Source organism: Paralimibaculum aggregatum (genome assembly GCF_030270585.1).
GTDB classification, from domain to species: domain Bacteria; phylum Pseudomonadota; class Alphaproteobacteria; order Rhodobacterales; family Rhodobacteraceae; genus Thermohalobaculum; species Thermohalobaculum aggregatum.
Genome location: NZ_BSYI01000012.1, coordinates 122,944 through 139,021, shown reverse-complemented (window position 1 = coordinate 139,021; position 16,078 = coordinate 122,944). Strand labels below are relative to the sequence as shown.

Genomic DNA, 16,078 nt, shown 5'->3' with positions numbered 1-16,078 from the left:
ATGGATCCTTTCCGGTTCTGCTGAGGGGCCGCCGCGCGGCGGCCTATCCGATGCCGAGCGCGCGCTTGCGCTCGCGTGCCGCGGCCTGGAAGATCCGGTCCGCGGTCATGGCGATCAGCGCCATGCCGAGCCCGGCGACGAAGCCCTGCCCGGCATCCGCCTTGCCGAGCGCGACATAGACCTGCTGGCCGAGGCCGGTGGTGCCGACCAGCGCGGCGATCACCAGCATGGCGAGGGCGAAGAGGATGGTCTGGTTGATCCCGAGCAGGATCTCCGGGACCGCCTGCGGCAGCTTCACGTACCAGAACACCTGGAACCGCGTGCAGCCGACCGACTCCGCGACCTCGACCAGCGTCGGCGGAACCTTGCGCAGCCCCGCCTCGGTGTAGCGGATCGCCGGCACCATGGCGTAGAGCACGATGGCCAGGAGGGCGGCGAACTCGCCGACCCCGAAGAACATCAGCGCCGGGATCAGCAGGACGAATTGCGGCATCGTCTGCAGCGTGTCGTTGACCGGCCGCAGCACCGCCGAGAGCCGGTCCGAGGCGGCGGCGAGCATGCCGAGCCCGACCCCGAGCCCGACCGAGACCGCCACCGCCGCGCCGCAGAGATAGACCGAGAGCATCGCCGGCCCCCACATCCCGGTGAGCAGCAGGAAGCCCTGCGCGAAGAGCGCCAGCCCCGCCACCGGCACGCCGCCGATCTGGTAGGCCACCAGCGTGACGACCAGCAGGAAGGCCGGCCAGGGCAGCCCGGTCACGCCGTAGAACAGCAGCCCGCCGCAGATCGCGGCGCCGACCCCGAGCCGCCACGACACGCCCCAGGCGGCCAGCGCGGCGATCAGCGCCACGCCCTGGAAATAGGCGATCTTGATGTCCGGCGCGAAGCTGATGCCCCAGGAGAACGGCGCCACCGCGTTGGCAAGGCCGATCTTGATCGGCAGCAGCACGTAGAAGAGCGCGCCCTCCTCGATCGCCGTGAGGCTGGCCTGGAACTCCGTCGTGACATGGCCGAGCACGCCGTTCAGCCACTCCGCCGGATAGAGCCGCAGCGCATCGGGCCAGTTCCAGAGCGCCGGCACCAGCGCGGCGAGCAGCGTGCCGGCCGCCGCGATCGCCGCCGCCGCGGCCGCGAGGCCGCCCCGGGAGAGGCCGCGCAGGTCGTGCAGCGGCGTCCGGCTGCGGCGCGCGAACCCGGCGGTGAGCCGGTCGAGCAGGACCGCGAGCAGCACGATCACCAGCCCCGAGAGCAGGCTCTGGCCGAACTGCGCCTTGCGCATGGTGCTCAGCACCTCCCAGCCGATATCGGCGAAGCCGCCGACGATCGCCGCGATGATCACCATGGAGAGCGCGCACATCGTCGTCTGGTTGATCCCGACGAGGATCTGCGGCAGCGCCGTCGGCACCTCCGACCACCAGAACGCCTGGCGCCGGGTGCAGCCGCTCATCAGCGCCGATTCGCGGATCTCGGCCGGCACCCGGGCGAGCCCGAGCTCGGTGTTGCGCACCATCGGCGGGATCGCGAAGATCGCGCTGGCGATCAGCCCCACCACCGGGCCGAAGCCGAACAGCAGCAGGATCGGGATCAGATAGGCGAAGGCCGGCACCGTCTGCATCAGGTCGAGCAGCGGGCCGATCACCCAGCGCGCCCGCGCCGACCGGTAGCTGAGCACGCCGAGGCCGAAGCCCAGCACGGTCGAGAGCGGGATCGCGATCCCGACCAGCGCGAGGGTGCTCATGCTCTCCTGCCAGTAGCCGATCACCACGATGTAGAACAGCGAGACGGCGGCGAAGACGGCGCTTGCGAGCCCGCCCGACTGCCAGGCCAGCAGCGTCACGAGGCCGAGCGTGACGCACCAGGGCAGGCCCTGCAGCAGCGCCTGCAGCGCCACCATCGGCGCCTCGACCGCGGCGGCGATGGCGCGGAACACGCCGCGGAAGGTCTCGGCGAACCAGAGCGTCAGGCCCCCCACCCAGTCCGCCACCGGCAGGGTCCAGGCCTGCGGATACTCGGCGATCCAGCCGACCCGCGGGGCCAGCGCGATCGCCGTCATGGCGACCGCCAGCACCGCAACCCATTGCAGCACCTGCCGGTCCGGCTTCGGCGCGGCGACCGGGAGCGGCGCGGGCAGGTTCCGCAGCGGCACCATCATTGCCGGGCCTCGCCGCCCGCGGCGCCGTTCATCGCCCGCAGGATCTGCCGCGGGGTGAGGATGCCGAGGATGCGCCCGTCGTCGCCGACCACGTCGAGCGCCTCGACATCGCCGCGGAAATGCGCGAGCGCGGCGTCGAGCGTGGTGTCGGCCAGCACCTTCGGCCGCGCCGGGTGCGGGCCGTCGCCGGCGCTCCGGGGCTCCATCGCCGAGACCGCCCGGTAGACCTTGGCCACCGGCACCTCGCGCGTGAACTCGGCGACATAGCTGTCGGCCGGGTCGAGCACGAGCTGCTCCGGCGTGCCGATCTGCACGATCATCCCGTCCTTCATGATCGCGACCCGGTCGCCGATGCGCAGCGCCTCGTGGAAGTCGTGCGTGACGAAGACGATGGTCTTGTGGAGCTGGCGCTGCAGGCGGATGAACTCGTCCTGCATCTGCCGGCGGATCAGCGGATCGAGCGCGCTGAACGGCTCGTCGAGGAACCAGATGTCGGGCTCCACGGCGAGCGAGCGGGCGATGCCGACCCGCTGCTGCTGCCCGCCCGAGAGCTCGCGCGGGAAGGCGTTCTCGCGCCCCTCGAGGCCGACCAGCGCGATCATCTCGGCCGCCCGCGCGCGGCGCCGGGTGCGGCTCACCCCCTGCGCCCGCAGCGGAAAGGCGACGTTCTCCAGCACCGTGAGATGCGGCAGCAGCCCGAAGCTCTGGAACACCATGCCCATCTTGTGGCGCCGGATCTCGATCAGCCGGGCCGGGCTCGCCGCCATCAGGTCGTCGCCGTCGATCAGCACCTGGCCGGCGCTCGGCTCCACGAGGCGCGACAGGCAGCGCAGCAGCGTGGACTTGCCCGAGCCTGAGAGGCCCATCATCACGAAGATCTCGCCCGGGGCCACGTCGAAGCTGGCATCCACCACCGCCGGGATATGCCCCTCGGCGCGCATCCGCTGCAGCAGCGCCGCGCGCTCGACCCGGTATCCGGTGGTGTCGAAGTAATAGCCCGCATTGGGGCCGAACACGCGCCACAGGTTGCGGCAGGAGAGCTTCGGCTCGGCGGCGGGCTTCGGCCGCATCTGGCTACCGTTGATCATGGTTCAGAGATCCAGCACGAGGCGGGGCGTCCGGGCCCGCGAGCAGCAGAGGGCGACGAAATCGTTGCGGGCCTTCTCGGCATCGGTCTGATAGCCGTCGCGATGGTCCGGAACGCCTTCGGCGACGCGGGTGAGGCAGGCGCCGCAGACGCCCTCCTCGCAGAGTGACGGGACCGCGATGCCGTTCTCGGCGAGCACGCTCAGGATGGTCCGGCCGGCGGGCACCGCGAACTCGGCGCCCGAGCCGGCGATGGCCACGGTGAAGGGCGTGTCGCCGCGTTCGCCGGGCGCGCCGGTGTCCGCGGCCGCGAAATACTCGAAATGGACGCTGCCGGCGGGCCAGTGCGCCGCCGCCTCGCGCACCGCGCCGATCAGGCCCCGCGGCCCGCAGACATAGACATGGGTGCCCGCCGCCGGCCGCGCGAGCAGCGCCCGGAGGTCGAGGCCCCGGCCCGGGTCGCCGCCATCGTGAACGCAGTGGACCCGTCCGGCATGGGGCGGCCGCGCCAGCAGCTCGCGGAAGGCGGTGCCCTCCGGGCTGCGGGTGCAGTAGTGCAGCGCATACTCCGCCCCGGTGCGCGCGAGCGCCTGCGCCATCGACAGGATCGGCGTGATCCCGATCCCGCCGGCGATCAGCAGGTGCCGGCGCGCGTCCGGGGCCAGCGGAAAGCCGTTTTCCGGGGCCGCCGCCGTCACCCGGTCGCCGGTGCGCCAGTTCTCGAAGATCCAGGCCGAGCCGCCCCGGCCCTGCGCCTCGCGCTGCACCGCGATCCAGTACCGGCCGCGCTCGGCCGGATCGCTGGCGAGGGAATAGCGCCGCACCAGCCCGTTGCCGAGCCGCATGGCGAGATGGGCGCCCGCGGTGAAGGGCGGCAGCGTGCCGCCGCGCGGACAGACGAGCTCGAACCGGCGGATGCTCGGCGTCTCGTCGGCGATGCTGCGGATCTCCAGGTCGATCGGCATGGCAATCCCGCTTCTGGGCCGGCCGCGCTCCGCGGCGCGGGCCGGGTGGATGGGCACCGGCGGGAGGCCCGGGGCGGTCGCTGCCCCGGGCCGGCCGGCATCGCTCAGGCGCCGGTCCCGGCCGGGGCGGCGGCGGCGGCGGAGGCGGAGGCGGGGTCGAGATCGGCCCCCAGCGCCTCGACGACGAGCTTCTGGAAATGGTGCACCGCGTGCTCGCTGAGCTCGGAGAGCTCCTCGTCCACCACGAAGCGGCCCTGGTTGTAGCCGCGCGACTTCAGCCCCTTCTGCACGCTTTCGCAGAGCGCGATGTCCTCGGGCTGGAGCACGTCCTTCTGGTAGACCATCGCGTCGCGCAGCTGCGCGCTCGGGGTCGGGGTCGGGATGAACCAGTCCTGGTGCTCGATGGTGCGGTCCGGCCCGTCCGGGATCATCTGCAGCGTCGAGATGTTCGGCTCGCCGGGATAGATCCAGATCGTCAGGTTGGGCCAGACGAACCAGCCGGCATAGCCGAAATCGACATCGCCCTTCTCGAACACATAGGCCGAGCTCTGCGTGGTGCGCGCCGCGCCCGAGCAATGGCTGGAATAGATCCCGCAGGTGCGCGAGCGGTAGCTCTCCATGTCGACCAGGTCGACGAAGTCCTTGTGCGCGGTATGGCAGTGGTAGCACTCGAGGAAGTTGTCGATGAGCACCTTCCAGTTCGAGGCCACGTCATAGGTGTCGCGCTGCGCGAAGACCATGTCGTCCACCGCCGGGCAATAGCGCCGGATCTCCGCCTCGAGGCCGGTCGCCTGCTCGGCGAAGGGGGTCGCGTCCATGTCGAGATTGACGAAGACGAGGCCGCACATCTCCTCCACCCGCACCGGCTTGAGCGCGAAGTCGCAGGCCTTGAAGCCCTTGATCCGGTCGGTGTGGCGGGCGCTGCGCAGCGTGCCCTCGAAGTCGTAGGCCCAGGCGTGATAGGGGCAGGTGATGACATTGGTGCGCCCGGAGCCGCTCAGCAGCTCGTGGCCGCGATGCTGGCAGACGTTGTAGAAGCCCTTGAGCTCGCCGTCGCGCGCCCGCACCACGAAGACGTTCTGGTCGTGCACCTTCGTCGTCACGAAGCAGCCGGGGCTGGCGAGCTGGCTCTTGTGCCCGGCATACCACCAGCTCCTGTAGAAGATCGCGGATTTCTCGAGCTCGTAGATCGCCGGGTCGAAATAGAAGCGCGCCGGCATGGTGTAGGACTTCGCCGGGCTCTCGGTGAAGGGGGCGTCGCCGGGCGACAGGTTGAGGACGGGAACGGTCATGGGGGAGACCTCCTTGGTTGACGTCTGCATGCTCGGGGGGCGGCGGCCCCGGGAGGGGCCGGCGGACAGGGCGGCGTTCGGGCCGCTGGCCAGTGCGGCGGCCGGGGCGGCGGTCAGCCCGCCTCGGGCAGCCAGGCCTTCCAGGTCTCGGGATTGGCGGCGAGCCATTCGTCCACCACTTCCTCGAGCGGCCGGCCCCTGCGGTCGATCTCGAAGACCATCGCGCTCTGGTCGGTACCGTCGAGCGCGAAGCGCTCGAGCACCCCGAAGGCCGCCGGCCAGGTCTCCGACATGCCGGACCAGGCGCCCTTGTCGACCGCCGCCTGCTCGAAGGCGCAGTCGCCGGTGGCGTCGGGGTTCGGGCCCCAGGCCGGGTCGGTCAGGCATTCCGCGGCGAAGGGCGGCGTGATCTCGATCCAGCCGAGGTCGAACTCCGCATGCACCCAGTGCGGGCTCCAGAACATCAGCACCAGCGGGCGCTGCTGCGCGAAGGCGCTGCGGATCTCGGCGACCATCGCGCCCTCGCTGCCGGCGGCGATGCCCTGCACCGGCAGGCCGAGCGCCGCGATGGCGTCGATGGTGCGGGTGCCCCAGTCGGCCGGATAGGCGAGGATGCGGCCCTTGGGAAAGGTCTCGGCGGTCGCGATCTGGTCCTTGCAGGCGACCAGCGCGGCGAGATCGGGCAGGCCCGGGCAGGTCTCCTCCATGTATTTCGGATAGGCCCAGCCCTCGAAGTTGTTGAGGCCGAGCGAGCCCAGGTTGACCATCGCGCCGCTCGCCAGCGCGTTCGGCCAGGCATCGCCGACGAGGTTGCTCCAGATCTCGGGCTGCACCGTGATCTCGCCCTCGACCAGCGCCGTGAACTGCGGGATCGCCCCGGCGGTCACATACTCCACCTCGTAGCCCATCGACTGGTAGACCTTGCCGAGGATCGTCGCGGTGACGTGCTGGCCGGTCCACTCGTTGATGGCGATGCGGATCGGGCGGTCGCTCTCGGGAGCCGCGTCCGCGGCGGCCTGCGTGGCCGATGCGGCCAGCGCCGAGGCCAGGCAGAGCGCAATGGCAGATGAGGGCTTGGTGGTTCGGGTTGGCATGTCGCTACCTTCCGCTCAGCGCCGACAAATTGGATCAGCTTTGGTTGCCTTTGGTTCAATCAGAAGGTAGCAGGATTGAAATACCCGGAAAAATATGGATTTCTAACCGGAATCAATCAGGAGAGCTTATGAGACGGTTGCCGTCACTCGATGCGCTGGTGCCGTTCGAGGCGGCCGCGCGGCTGCTGAACTTCACCGCGGCGGCGCGGGAGCTGAACATCTCCCAGTCGGCGGTGAGCCAGCAGATCCGCAATCTGGAGGCGAGCCTCGGCGTCGCGCTGTTCGAGCGCGTCGGGCGCTCGGTCCGGCTCACGCAGGTCGGCAAGGAGTATCAGCACACGGTCGCCGCGGCGCTCGGCCATATCGGCAACGCGACCGCCGAGATCCGCAGCGCGCGCGGCCGTCCGAAGGTGACGCTCGCCGCCGACCAGTCGATCGCCTGGCTCTGGCTGATGCCGCGGCTGCCGCTGTTCCAGGAGCTGATCCCGGATGTCGCGGTGCGGCTGCTGGTTTCCGATGTCGAGTCCGACTGCGTGAACGATGCCAACGATCTCGCCATCGTGCATGGCGACGGGAGCTGGCCCGGCCATCACGCGCGCCGGATCTTCGCCGAGGAGGTCTATCCGGTCTGCAGCCCGTCCTATCTCGAGACCGGCCCGCCGCTCGACAGCGTCGACGACATCTACCGCCATGTCCTGCTGCATCTCGAGGACGAGCACTGGAACTGGATGAACTGGCGGATGTGGCTCACCGAATGCGGCGCGAGCCTGCCGACGGAGGACCGCGGTCTCGCGATCAACAACTATCCCCTGGTCGTCGAGGCGGCCAAGCGAGGGCAGGGCCTGGCACTCGGCTGGAACCACCTCGTCGATCTGGAGATCGCCGCGGGCACCCTGGTGCGGCCGCTCGCCGAATCGGTCCGGACCAGGTTCGGCTACCACGCCGTCTGGCCCTCGAGCCGCGAGCGCCTGCCGCAGACCGAATGGCTCTGCGACTGGCTGCTGCAGGCCGCCGACCTGCCCGGCGAGGCGGTCACCCGGCGCACGGTCTGAGCCCGGCGCGCCCCGCCGCCATGCGCAGGCCCCCGGCCGGTCGCGGCAGGCGGTGCTGGCGGCGCGGGACGGGGCTCGGGGCTCCGGCGAGGCCGGATCGCTGCGCGGCCGGGAAAGCGGCCACCGCGCGGCACCCGGCCGGCAGGCGCCGCCGACCCCGGCGCCCGCGAGGCGGAACGCCCCCGGCGCGCCCCGAAGGGGCCGGCGCCTCCCTGGCATCGTCGATGATCCTCCGGCCCGAACCGGCGGCACCGCGGCAGGGCGCGCGGCGCCCGGCGGTCCTCAGCCGTCGTCGCCGGGCGCCTCGGCGGGGCGGAAGCCCGAGGCCACGACATACATCTCCGAGCTGTCGGCCCGGCTCGCCGGCGGCTTGACATGGGCGACCTTGGCAAAGCGCCGCTTGAGCTGCGCCAGCAGCTGGTTCTCGGTGCCGCCCTGCAGCACCTTGGCGAGGAACACCCCGCCCGGCGCCAGCACCTGCATGGCGAACTCCGCCGCCGCCTCGGCCAGCGCCATGATCTTGATGTGATCCGTCGCCTTGTGCCCGGTGGCCGCGGCGGCCATGTCGGAGAGCACCGCATCGGCCGGCCCGTCGAGCGCCGCGAGCAGCGCCGCCTCGGCCCCCTCCTCGAGGAAATCGGCCTCGATCAGGGTCGCGCCGGGGATCGGCTCCACCGCCTGGATGTCGAGCCCGATCACCCGGCCGACCGGCCGGCCGCTCTTCTCGCCGAGGGCGTTCACCCGCGCCACCGCCACCTGGCACCAGCCGCCGGGGGCGCAGCCGAGATCGACCACGCGCGCGCCGGGCCGCAGCACGCGCAGCTTGTCGTCGAGCTCGATCAGCTTGTAGGCGGCGCGGCCGCGATAGCCGTCCTTCTGCGCGCGCTGCACATAGGGGTCGTTGAGCTGGCGCTGCAGCCAGCGGGTCGAGGAGAGCCGCCGGCCCTTCGCGGTCTTGACCCGGACATGCAGCGAGCGCTCGCCGCGCCCGGAGCTGCCCTTGGGCTTGCCGCCCCGCCCCGATCCGCCCCCGCCCGATCCGCCCTTGCCGGGGCCGCCCCCGCCCGGGCCGCCCTTGCCTGCACCGCCTGCCATCGCCTCACTCCGCCGCGATCGTGCGGGTCTGCTGCAGGAGGCCGTAGAGCATCCCCTCGCGCAGGCCCCGGTCGGCGATGCGCATCCGCGGCACCGGCCAGGCGCGCAGGATGGTCATCAGGATCGCCGCCCCGGCCAGCACCAGCCCGGCGCGTCCGCGGCCGATGCCGGGATGCGCGGCGCGGCCGTTCAGCCCCATGTCGAGCAGCCGGTCGGAGACCCGCAGCACCGCCTCGCGCGGGATCCAGAGCCCGTCGACCCGCGAGCGGTTGTAGGAGCGCAGGCCGAGATGGATCGCGCCGAAGGTCGTTGCGGTGCCGGAGACGCCGATGATCTGCAGCCGCCGGGTGCGGGCGATCCGGTCGGTCGCCGAGAACGGCGCGAAGCGCGACATCGCCGCCTCGACATAGGCCGCCATCGCCTTGAAGCGGGCGCGCTCGTCATGGATCGCGGCGAAGCGGTCGCCCAGCGTCGAGACCCCCATGGGCAGCGAGATCCAGTCGGTCACCCGGGCGCCGACCGGGGCGCGCATCACCCCGCCCACCGGCGAGAGCCCGCGCACCACGACGCGCCGGTTGCCGGGCTCGACCTCCGAGAGGTCGATCCAGATCAGCTCGGTGGAGCCGCCGCCGATGTCGTAGACCAGCAGCTGCTCGGCGCGCGGGTCGATCAGCGGCGCGCAGCCGGCGACCGCGAGGCGGGCCTCCTCCTCCGGCGTGATCACGTCGAGGCGGATGCCGGTCTCGCGCACCACGCGGTCGAGGAAGCCCTGCGCGTTGGTGGCGCGGCGGCAGGCCTCGGTGGCGATGTTGCGCTGGAAGCGGGCGCGGTGGAAGCGGATCTTCGAGGCGCAGATCTTCAGCGCCTTGACCGCGCGGTCCTGCGCCTCGTCGGAAAGCCGGTTGGTGCCCTCCACCCCCTCGCCGAGGCGCACGGCGCGGGAGAAGGCGTCGATCACCTCGAACTCCTGGCCGGAGGGGCGGGCGATCAGCAGGCGGCAGTTGTTGGTGCCGAGATCGAGGGCGGCGAAGGTCGGCCCCGGATGGCGCCGCTGGCCGCCATTGCGCGAGCGCGGGCGGCGGTTCTGCCCCTGGCCATTGCCGCTGTTGCCGCCCTGGCCGTTGCTGCCGTTGCCGCCCTGGCCATTGGCGCCGTTGCTCCCTTGGCCGCTGGCGCCGTTGCCGCCCTGGCCGCTGGCGCCGTTGCCGGCCTGGCCGTTGGCGCCGTTGCCGGCCTGGCCGTTGGCGCCGTTGCCGCCCTGGCCGTTGCTGCCGGCCTTGCCATTGCCATTGGCGCCCTTGCCGTTGCCGGCCGGCTGGCCGGGCTGCGCCGCCTGGCCGTGGCCGTTCCGGCCGTTCCTCCGGTCGCCATTCTTCTGGCCGCCATCGGGCTGGCCGCCATCGGGCTGGCCGGCATTGCTCCGATCATCGGGGGTGTCGCCGGGGTGCCGGCCATTGCGCTGCGGCTTCCGGCCGGGATTGCCGCCGGCCTCCGCTGCACCGCCCGGCGCCGGGCCCGGATCGTCGCCGCAGCGGGCCTCGCGGCGGCCCGTGCCCCCGCCCGACCTGCCGGCGTCCCCCGATCCCGTCGCATCCTGGTCCGTCACGCTGCGCCGCCTGTCTGCCCCGGTTTCCGGCCGGCCTGCGCCCGCCCCGCGCCTGTCGCGCGGGCCGTTGCCTGCCAGCCCTTGTGTCTAGGCCAGTCGGCCCGGCATGGGCAAGCGGAACCGCCCCTCGGACCGCCTTTCCGCGGCGATCGCCGGCAATGCGTGCCTTGGGCGACGCAGTGCCGCGGCGTGAGGCGGCCGGGGCGGGCCGGCCGCCGGTCGCAGGCGGGGAACAGGGGCGGAAACCGGAGGATGCCGGGCGCTGCGGCTCAGCCGCAGCTCGCCAGCCGCATCGGGTGCTGCGCCTCGATGCCGAGCGCGGTGCAGACCGCGAAGGGCAGGTCCGGCCGGTTCAGCGTGTAGATGTGCAGATGGCCGACGCCCTGGGCGAGCAGGTCGTCCGCCTGCTCCGCCGCGATGGCGGTGGCGAGCAGGGTCTCCTCCTCCGGGGTGGTCGCGTTCTCGAAGCCGCGCCACATCCAGTCCGGCACGCTGGCGCCGCAGCGCGCGGCGAAGCCGACCATCTTGTCGAAATCCGCCACCGGCAGGATGCCCGGCACGATCGGCGCGGCGATCCCGGCCGCCGCGGCGCGGTCGCGGAAGCGGTAGAAGGTCTCGTTCTCGAAGAAGAACTGGGTGATCGCCCCGGTGGCGCCGGCGTCGATCTTGCGCTTGAGATGCTCGATGTCGTCCGCGGCGCTGCCGGCCTCCGGATGCTTCTCCGGATAGGCGCCGACCCAGATCTCCGGCACCCCGGCCCCGGCCAGCCCGGCGACCAGCTCCACCGAGGAGGCATAGCCCTCCGGATGCGCCGCGAAGGCGCCGCCCCCAGGCGGGTCGCCGCGCAGTGCGACGATGCGCCGGCAGCCGAGGCGCTGGTAGCTGCGCACCACCTTCTGCACCTCGTCGCGGCTGGCGCCGATGCAGGTGAGATGCCCCGCCACCTCGAGCCCGGCGCGGTCGCGGATCGCCAGGATCGCCGCCAGCGTGCGCTCGCGCGTCGAGCCGCCGGCGCCATAGGTCACCGAGACGAAATCCGGGCTGAGCGGCGCCAGGCGCTGCACGCTGTCCCAGAGCGACTGGGCGGCCATCGGGCTCTTCGGTGGGAAGAACTCGAAGCTCAGCGTCGGTCGCGTGCGGTCGGTCATCGGCGTGATTCCTCGTCTCGGGCGGGTCGGATGGCAGCGGGCGGGGCCCCGTGGCCCGGCCCCGGCGGGGCGATTCTCCCGCCGGCCGGCCCGTCATGTTGCGGAAGCGCGACAGTCACGCCTCCCGTCGCGGTCGGCCCCCACGGACCCCGCGCTTGCGGTGCAGCTTAATTCGCGCTATGCGACAGGACAAGAGCGAAAAGCGACGTTGTGCGTCGCTGCAGATGGCGTATGTCGCTGTTGATGTTGCGCCTGTCGAAATCGCGCATCGCCGGCGGGTCCGGATCCTCTAAACGACGGGGAAACAGGGAGGCCGAGAATGCCGCAGCTCATCATCGTGTCCTGGCGCGACATCCCCGCGCAGGTGATCGTCGGAAAGGGCCGCAAGGCCGCCAAGCGCCCGCTGCCGGAGCGCTTCGAGCAGGCGATCGACCGCTGCGCCATGAAGGTCGGCGCGCGCGACGACGACGCCTATCTCGCCGAGTGGCGCAAGTCCGCGCCGGTCGAGCGCGAGGGCGACGCGGAGGAGATCGCCAGCGCCGAGGCCGCCCGGATCGAGGCCGAATACGACACCGAGCGGCTGAAGAGCCTGATCGCCAACGAGGGCTGGGCCGGCTGAGGCCCGCTCCCCCACACCGCGCCCCAGCACCCCGCAGGAAGGACACCATTGATGGCCAAGATCCTCGACTTCTTCGGCAGCCGCAAGGACGCCAGGGCAGCCGCCGCCGGCTCGGCGAGCGTCGCCGCGTTCCTCGACGGCTTTTCCATCGAGGTGATGCCGCGCACCGCGGCAAAGATCGAGGATTTCCGCGCCATCCTGCCGGCCGGCACGCGGGTCTATGTCGCGCATATCGAGGGCACCCCGATCGAGGAGATGGTCGCCACCGCCGCGCGCATCGCCGGCCAAGGCTTCCCGGTGATGCCGCATTTCCCGGCGCGCATCATCCCCGACGCGGCGACGCTGGCGGACTGGATCGCCCGCTACCAGGGCGAGGCCGGGGTCGATCAGGCGCTGCTGCTCGGCGGCGGCGTCGACACCCCGCACGGCGATTTCCACTGCTCGATGCAGCTGATGGAGAGCGGCCTCTTCGACAAGGCCGGCTTCAGGCGCCTGCATGTCGCCGGCCACCCCGAGGGCAACCGCGACATCGACCCCGATGGCGGCGAGCGCATGGTGATGGAGGCGCTGCGCTGGAAGCAGGCCTTCTCGGAGCGCACCGATGCCGCGATGGCGATCGCGACGCAGTTCGTCTTCGAGGCGGCGCCGGTGATCGCCTGGGAGAAGCGCCTGCGCGAGGCCGGCGTCGGCCTGCCGATCCATATCGGCGTCGCCGGCCCGGCCAAGCTGCAGACGCTGATCAAGTTCGCCATGGCCTGCGGCGTCGGGCCGAGCCTGCGCGTGCTGCAGCGCCGCGCCGCCGACGTCACCAAGCTGGTGCTGCCGTTCACGCCGGACGGCGTGCTCGCCGAGCTCGCCGCGCACAAGGCCGCGAACCCGGAATTCGGCATCGAGGCGGTGCATTTCTTCCCGCTCGGCGGCATCGGCAAGACCGCCGAATACACCGCCGGGACCGGCACCGCGCGCCCCGCCGCCGCCACCGCCTGAGCCGCGCGCGGCCCGCCCCGCCCGGCCGCGCGGCCGGGCCAACACATATGAGGGATGCCATGACCCGCACCACCGTCGAATCCGCCAAGAAGACCGTCGTGATCGGCTTCGACCAGCCGTTCTGCGTGATCGGCGAGCGCATCAACCCGACCGGGCGCAAGAAGCTGGCCGCCGAGCTCGAGGCCGGCAACTTCTCCACCGTCGAGAAGGATGCGCTCGAGCAGGTCGAATGCGGCGCCAACGTGCTCGATGTGAACGCGGGCGTGGTCTACAACTCCAACCCCAACCCGAACGAGACCGAGCCGCCGTTGATGACCCGGATGATCGAGCTGGTGCAGGGGCTGGTGGACGTGCCGCTCTGCATCGACAGCTCGGTGCCGGCGGCGCTCGAGGCCGGGCTCGCCGCGGCCAGCGGGCGGCCGCTGCTGAACTCGGTGACCGGCGAGGAGGAGCGCCTCGAGCTGGTGCTGCCGCTGGTCAAGAAGTTCAACGTGCCGGTGGTGGCGATCTCGAACGACGACACCGGCATCTCCGAGGACCCGGACGTGCGCTTCGAGGTGGCGCGGAAGATCGTCCAGCGCGCGGCGGATTTCGGCATCCCGGCGCATGACATCGTGGTCGACCCGCTGGTGATGCCGATCGGCGCCATGGCGACCGCGGGCCAGCAGGTCTTCGCGCTGGTGCGGCGGCTGCGCGACGAGCTCAAGGTCAACACCACCTGCGGCGCCTCCAACATCTCCTTCGGCCTGCCGAACCGCCACGGCATCAACGCCGCCTTCCTGCCGATGGCGATCACCGCCGGCATGACCTCGGCGATCATGAACCCGGTGCGCCCGCAGGAGATGGAGGCGATCCGCGCCGCCAACCTGCTGATGAACAACGACCCCCACGGCGCCGCCTGGATCAAGGCGAACAAGCCGCCGGTGGCCGAGGGCGAGGTCGAGGCCGGTGCCCGCGGCCGCCGCGAGGGGCGCCGCCGGCGTTCCGCCTGAGCCTTCGCCGCCGGCGCTCCGGCCGAGCCTTCGCCGCCGGCGTTCCGCCCGAGCCTTTCCGGTTCCCGGCAGGCAGCGGGGGGCGCGGCCGGTCGTGAAGAAGGGAGAGCGCTGCGGCGCTCTGCCCGCGCGGTTCCTCGAATTGCGGTTTTCAGACGCTGACCGGGCCGGCGCGGCGACGCGCTGCCCGGCGGGTCATTCAAGACCTGGACCTTTCCACGGCCCACTGCGCACGGCGCCCGCGCTGGTCCCGGCAGCCGCGGCAGACCCCATCGGCGGGCCCCATCGCCGCGCGGGACCCGGGCCTTCTGCCTGGGCTCCGGCCCCTGGTTCGGAACGCCTGTGCCCCCCGGCACCGCGGCGTCCCGCCCCGATCCGCCCTGCGCACAACCCTGCACGGCGGACATGGCTCGAGGCGTCAGTAGATGTAGCGGATCTCCTCGGTCCAGTAGCGCTCGAGCCCGCGGAGATCGGCGTTCATGCCCTCGATGCCGCCGTCGCGCAGGCGCTGGTCGCAGCCGAGATCGCCGGCATGGCGGCGGAACAGGTCGGCGACGATGCGATGCACCTCCATGCCGCGCTCGGTCAGCCGCACCCGCACGGCGCGCCGGTCGATCTCCGAACGGCTGTGGTTGATGTAGCCCGCCTCGACCAGCTTCTTGAGATTGTAGGAGACGTTGGAGCCCTGGTAGTAGCCGCGGTTCTTCAGCTCCCCGGCGGTCATCGTCTTCGCGCCGATGTTGAACAGCAGCAGTGCCTGCACCGCGTTGACCTCGTGGCGCGCGATGCGCTCGAACTCGTCCTTGATGACGTCGAGCAGCAGGCGGTGCAGCCGTTCGATGAGCGCCAGCGTCTCGAGATAGCCGGCAAAGATATCCCCCACCGCCTCATCGGCATATTCGGGAGCCAGGGCCATGCCAGTGCTGCTCATCGGGGAACCTCATGCTGTCTCGTAAATCTCGACTCACTTTGCGGCTGAATGGGAAACAAATGGTAAACACGGGCGGCACGACCCGAGATCCCCCGAAGGGACCCCGGCGCGCCGCCCGCCGGTCGCGGCGGCTCAGAGCTCGCCGCGCAGCAGCCGGATGATGCCGGAGAAGTCCTTCTCGCCCTGGCCGGCGAGATCCATCAGCGCGTAGAGCTGCGTCGCCTGCGCGCCGAGCGGCGAGGACACCCCTTCGGCCTGCGCCGTCTCCATGGCGATGCGCAGGTCCTTCAGCATCAGCGCCGCCGCGAAGCCGGGCGCATAGTCGCGGTTCGAGGGCGCGTTGGGCACCGGGCCCGGCGCCGGGCAATAGTCGTTGAGCGACCAGCAGCGGGCGGTGGCGGTGGAGGAGATGTCGTAGAGCTTCTGCGCCTCGAGCCCGAGCTTCTCGGCGAGGTTGAAGCCCTCGGCCACCGCGATCATCTGGATCGCCAGCATCAGGTTGTTGCAGATCTTCGCCGCCGCCCCGGCGCCGGCCGCGCCGGCATGGAAGATGTTGCGCCCCATCGCGCCGAGGATCGGCCGCGCCGCCTCGAAGGCCGGCTCGCTGCCGCCGACCATGAAGGAGAGGGTGCCCGCGGTGGCCCCGCCGACGCCGCCGGACATCGGGCTGTCGACGAAACGCTGGCCGCGGCTCTCGGCCTCCATCGCCACGGTGCGGGCGGAGGCGACATCCACCGTCGAGCAGTCGATGAAGAGCGTGCCGGGCTGCGCCACCGCGAGGATCCCGTCGCCGCCGAGATAGACCGCCTTCAGATGCCGCGCCGCCGGCAGCGCGGTGACCACCGCCTCGGCCTCGATCACCGCGTGGCGCGCGCCCTCGGCGGCCTTGCCGCCGGCCTCCTGCAGCGCCTCGAGCGCCGCGGCGGAGAGGTCGAAGCCGGTGACCTCGTGGCCTGCCTTGAGCAGGTTCTTCGCCATGGGCAGGCCCATGTTGCCGAGCCCGATGAAGCCGATCCGTGCCATGCATTCCTCCCTTGGCCGAATGTCCCGGGCAGAGTG

General features: G+C 71.8%; 14 protein-coding genes. 4 read left to right on the top strand and 10 right to left on the bottom strand.

Annotated elements, in window-relative coordinates:
* Positions 1-43: 43 nt before the first annotated feature.
* The 5 genes from QSJ97_RS09615 to QSJ97_RS09595 all read right to left on the bottom strand — a co-directional run bounded on the left by QSJ97_RS09615 (position 44) and on the right by QSJ97_RS09595 (position 6,589).
* The gene (locus QSJ97_RS09615; RefSeq protein ID WP_285671526.1) at positions 44-2,152 is read right to left on the bottom strand and encodes an ABC transporter permease; all 2,109 of its coding nucleotides are present in this window, start codon (positions 2,150-2,152) and stop codon (positions 44-46) included.
* On the bottom strand, positions 2,149-3,240 hold the full coding sequence (locus tag QSJ97_RS09610; protein WP_285671525.1) for a quaternary amine ABC transporter ATP-binding protein: 1,092 nt from the start codon (positions 3,238-3,240) through the stop codon (positions 2,149-2,151). Before QSJ97_RS09610 ends, QSJ97_RS09615 begins: the two co-directional genes overlap by 4 nt.
* Before the next feature lie 3 nt (positions 3,241-3,243).
* Positions 3,244-4,203: a PDR/VanB family oxidoreductase gene (locus QSJ97_RS09605; RefSeq protein WP_285671524.1), complete on the bottom strand. Its 960-nt coding sequence runs from the start codon at positions 4,201-4,203 to the stop codon at positions 3,244-3,246.
* Between the two features lie 104 nt (positions 4,204-4,307).
* Positions 4,308-5,495, bottom strand: coding sequence for an aromatic ring-hydroxylating oxygenase subunit alpha (locus QSJ97_RS09600; protein ID WP_285671523.1), 1,188 nt, complete (start codon positions 5,493-5,495; stop codon positions 4,308-4,310).
* Positions 5,496-5,608: 113 nt separating this feature from the next.
* The gene (locus QSJ97_RS09595; RefSeq protein ID WP_285671522.1) at positions 5,609-6,589 is read right to left on the bottom strand and encodes an ABC transporter substrate-binding protein; all 981 of its coding nucleotides are present in this window, start codon (positions 6,587-6,589) and stop codon (positions 5,609-5,611) included.
* A gap of 128 nt (positions 6,590-6,717) precedes the next feature.
* On the opposite strand from QSJ97_RS09595, the gene QSJ97_RS09590 reads away from it, so the two are divergent.
* Positions 6,718-7,641, top strand: a complete 924-nt coding sequence (locus QSJ97_RS09590; protein ID WP_285671521.1) for a LysR substrate-binding domain-containing protein — start codon at positions 6,718-6,720, stop codon at positions 7,639-7,641.
* Between the two features lie 282 nt (positions 7,642-7,923).
* Here QSJ97_RS09590 and QSJ97_RS09585 read toward each other — a convergent pair whose 3' ends face one another.
* The 3 genes from QSJ97_RS09585 to metF all read right to left on the bottom strand — a co-directional run bounded on the left by QSJ97_RS09585 (position 7,924) and on the right by metF (position 11,490).
* Complete coding sequence (locus tag QSJ97_RS09585; RefSeq protein WP_285671520.1) at positions 7,924-8,736, bottom strand: RlmE family RNA methyltransferase; 813 nt, start codon at positions 8,734-8,736, stop codon at positions 7,924-7,926.
* A 4-nt stretch (positions 8,737-8,740) separates the two neighbouring features.
* On the bottom strand, positions 8,741-10,342 hold the full coding sequence (locus tag QSJ97_RS09580; protein ID WP_285671519.1) for a Ppx/GppA phosphatase family protein: 1,602 nt from the start codon (positions 10,340-10,342) through the stop codon (positions 8,741-8,743).
* A gap of 269 nt (positions 10,343-10,611) precedes the next feature.
* Positions 10,612-11,490, bottom strand: a complete 879-nt coding sequence (gene metF, locus QSJ97_RS09575) for a methylenetetrahydrofolate reductase [NAD(P)H] (RefSeq protein WP_285671518.1) — start codon at positions 11,488-11,490, stop codon at positions 10,612-10,614.
* Between the two features lie 319 nt (positions 11,491-11,809).
* Here metF and QSJ97_RS09570 point away from each other — a divergent pair, with 319 nt between their 5' ends.
* Genes QSJ97_RS09570 through QSJ97_RS09560 form a run of 3 tightly spaced genes read left to right on the top strand, consistent with a single transcriptional unit; the run spans position 11,810 to position 14,088 of the window.
* Positions 11,810-12,109: a virulence factor gene (locus QSJ97_RS09570; protein WP_285671517.1), complete on the top strand. Its 300-nt coding sequence runs from the start codon at positions 11,810-11,812 to the stop codon at positions 12,107-12,109.
* Between the two features lie 51 nt (positions 12,110-12,160).
* The gene (locus tag QSJ97_RS09565) at positions 12,161-13,096 is read left to right on the top strand and encodes a methylenetetrahydrofolate reductase (RefSeq protein WP_285671516.1); all 936 of its coding nucleotides are present in this window, start codon (positions 12,161-12,163) and stop codon (positions 13,094-13,096) included.
* Positions 13,097-13,155: 59 nt separating this feature from the next.
* The gene (locus QSJ97_RS09560; RefSeq protein WP_285671515.1) at positions 13,156-14,088 is read left to right on the top strand and encodes a methyltetrahydrofolate cobalamin methyltransferase; all 933 of its coding nucleotides are present in this window, start codon (positions 13,156-13,158) and stop codon (positions 14,086-14,088) included.
* A gap of 418 nt (positions 14,089-14,506) precedes the next feature.
* On the opposite strand, the gene QSJ97_RS09555 is transcribed toward QSJ97_RS09560, so the two are convergent.
* Both QSJ97_RS09555 and mmsB read right to left on the bottom strand, forming a co-directional pair.
* Positions 14,507-15,004 (bottom strand): MarR family winged helix-turn-helix transcriptional regulator, encoded by a 498-nt coding sequence (locus QSJ97_RS09555; protein ID WP_285671529.1) that lies wholly within the window; start codon positions 15,002-15,004, stop codon positions 14,507-14,509.
* A gap of 147 nt (positions 15,005-15,151) precedes the next feature.
* Entirely contained in the window at positions 15,152-16,042 is an 891-nt protein-coding gene (gene mmsB, locus QSJ97_RS09550; RefSeq protein ID WP_285671514.1) for a 3-hydroxyisobutyrate dehydrogenase, read from the bottom strand.
* Positions 16,043-16,078: the final 36 nt, after the last annotated feature.

Bases quoted from the DNA above. Each gene is read 5' to 3' on its own strand.
- QSJ97_RS09615 (WP_285671526.1), bottom strand. From the start codon at position 2,152: ATGATGGTGCCGCTGCGGAACCTGCCCGCGCCGCTCCCGGTCGCCGCG.
- QSJ97_RS09610 (WP_285671525.1), bottom strand. From the start codon at position 3,240: ATGATCAACGGTAGCCAGATGCGGCCGAAGCCCGCCGCCGAGCCGAAG.
- QSJ97_RS09605 (WP_285671524.1), bottom strand. From the start codon at position 4,203: ATGCCGATCGACCTGGAGATCCGCAGCATCGCCGACGAGACGCCGAGC.
- QSJ97_RS09600 (WP_285671523.1), bottom strand. From the start codon at position 5,495: ATGACCGTTCCCGTCCTCAACCTGTCGCCCGGCGACGCCCCCTTCACC.
- QSJ97_RS09595 (WP_285671522.1), bottom strand. From the start codon at position 6,589: ATGCCAACCCGAACCACCAAGCCCTCATCTGCCATTGCGCTCTGCCTG.
- QSJ97_RS09590 (WP_285671521.1), top strand. From the start codon at position 6,718: ATGAGACGGTTGCCGTCACTCGATGCGCTGGTGCCGTTCGAGGCGGCC.
- QSJ97_RS09585 (WP_285671520.1), bottom strand. From the start codon at position 8,736: ATGGCAGGCGGTGCAGGCAAGGGCGGCCCGGGCGGGGGCGGCCCCGGC.
- metF (WP_285671518.1), bottom strand. From the start codon at position 11,490: ATGACCGACCGCACGCGACCGACGCTGAGCTTCGAGTTCTTCCCACCG.
- QSJ97_RS09570 (WP_285671517.1), top strand. From the start codon at position 11,810: ATGCCGCAGCTCATCATCGTGTCCTGGCGCGACATCCCCGCGCAGGTG.
- QSJ97_RS09565 (WP_285671516.1), top strand. From the start codon at position 12,161: ATGGCCAAGATCCTCGACTTCTTCGGCAGCCGCAAGGACGCCAGGGCA.
- QSJ97_RS09560 (WP_285671515.1), top strand. From the start codon at position 13,156: ATGACCCGCACCACCGTCGAATCCGCCAAGAAGACCGTCGTGATCGGC.
- QSJ97_RS09555 (WP_285671529.1), bottom strand. From the start codon at position 15,004: ATGGCCCTGGCTCCCGAATATGCCGATGAGGCGGTGGGGGATATCTTT.
- mmsB (WP_285671514.1), bottom strand. From the start codon at position 16,042: ATGGCACGGATCGGCTTCATCGGGCTCGGCAACATGGGCCTGCCCATG.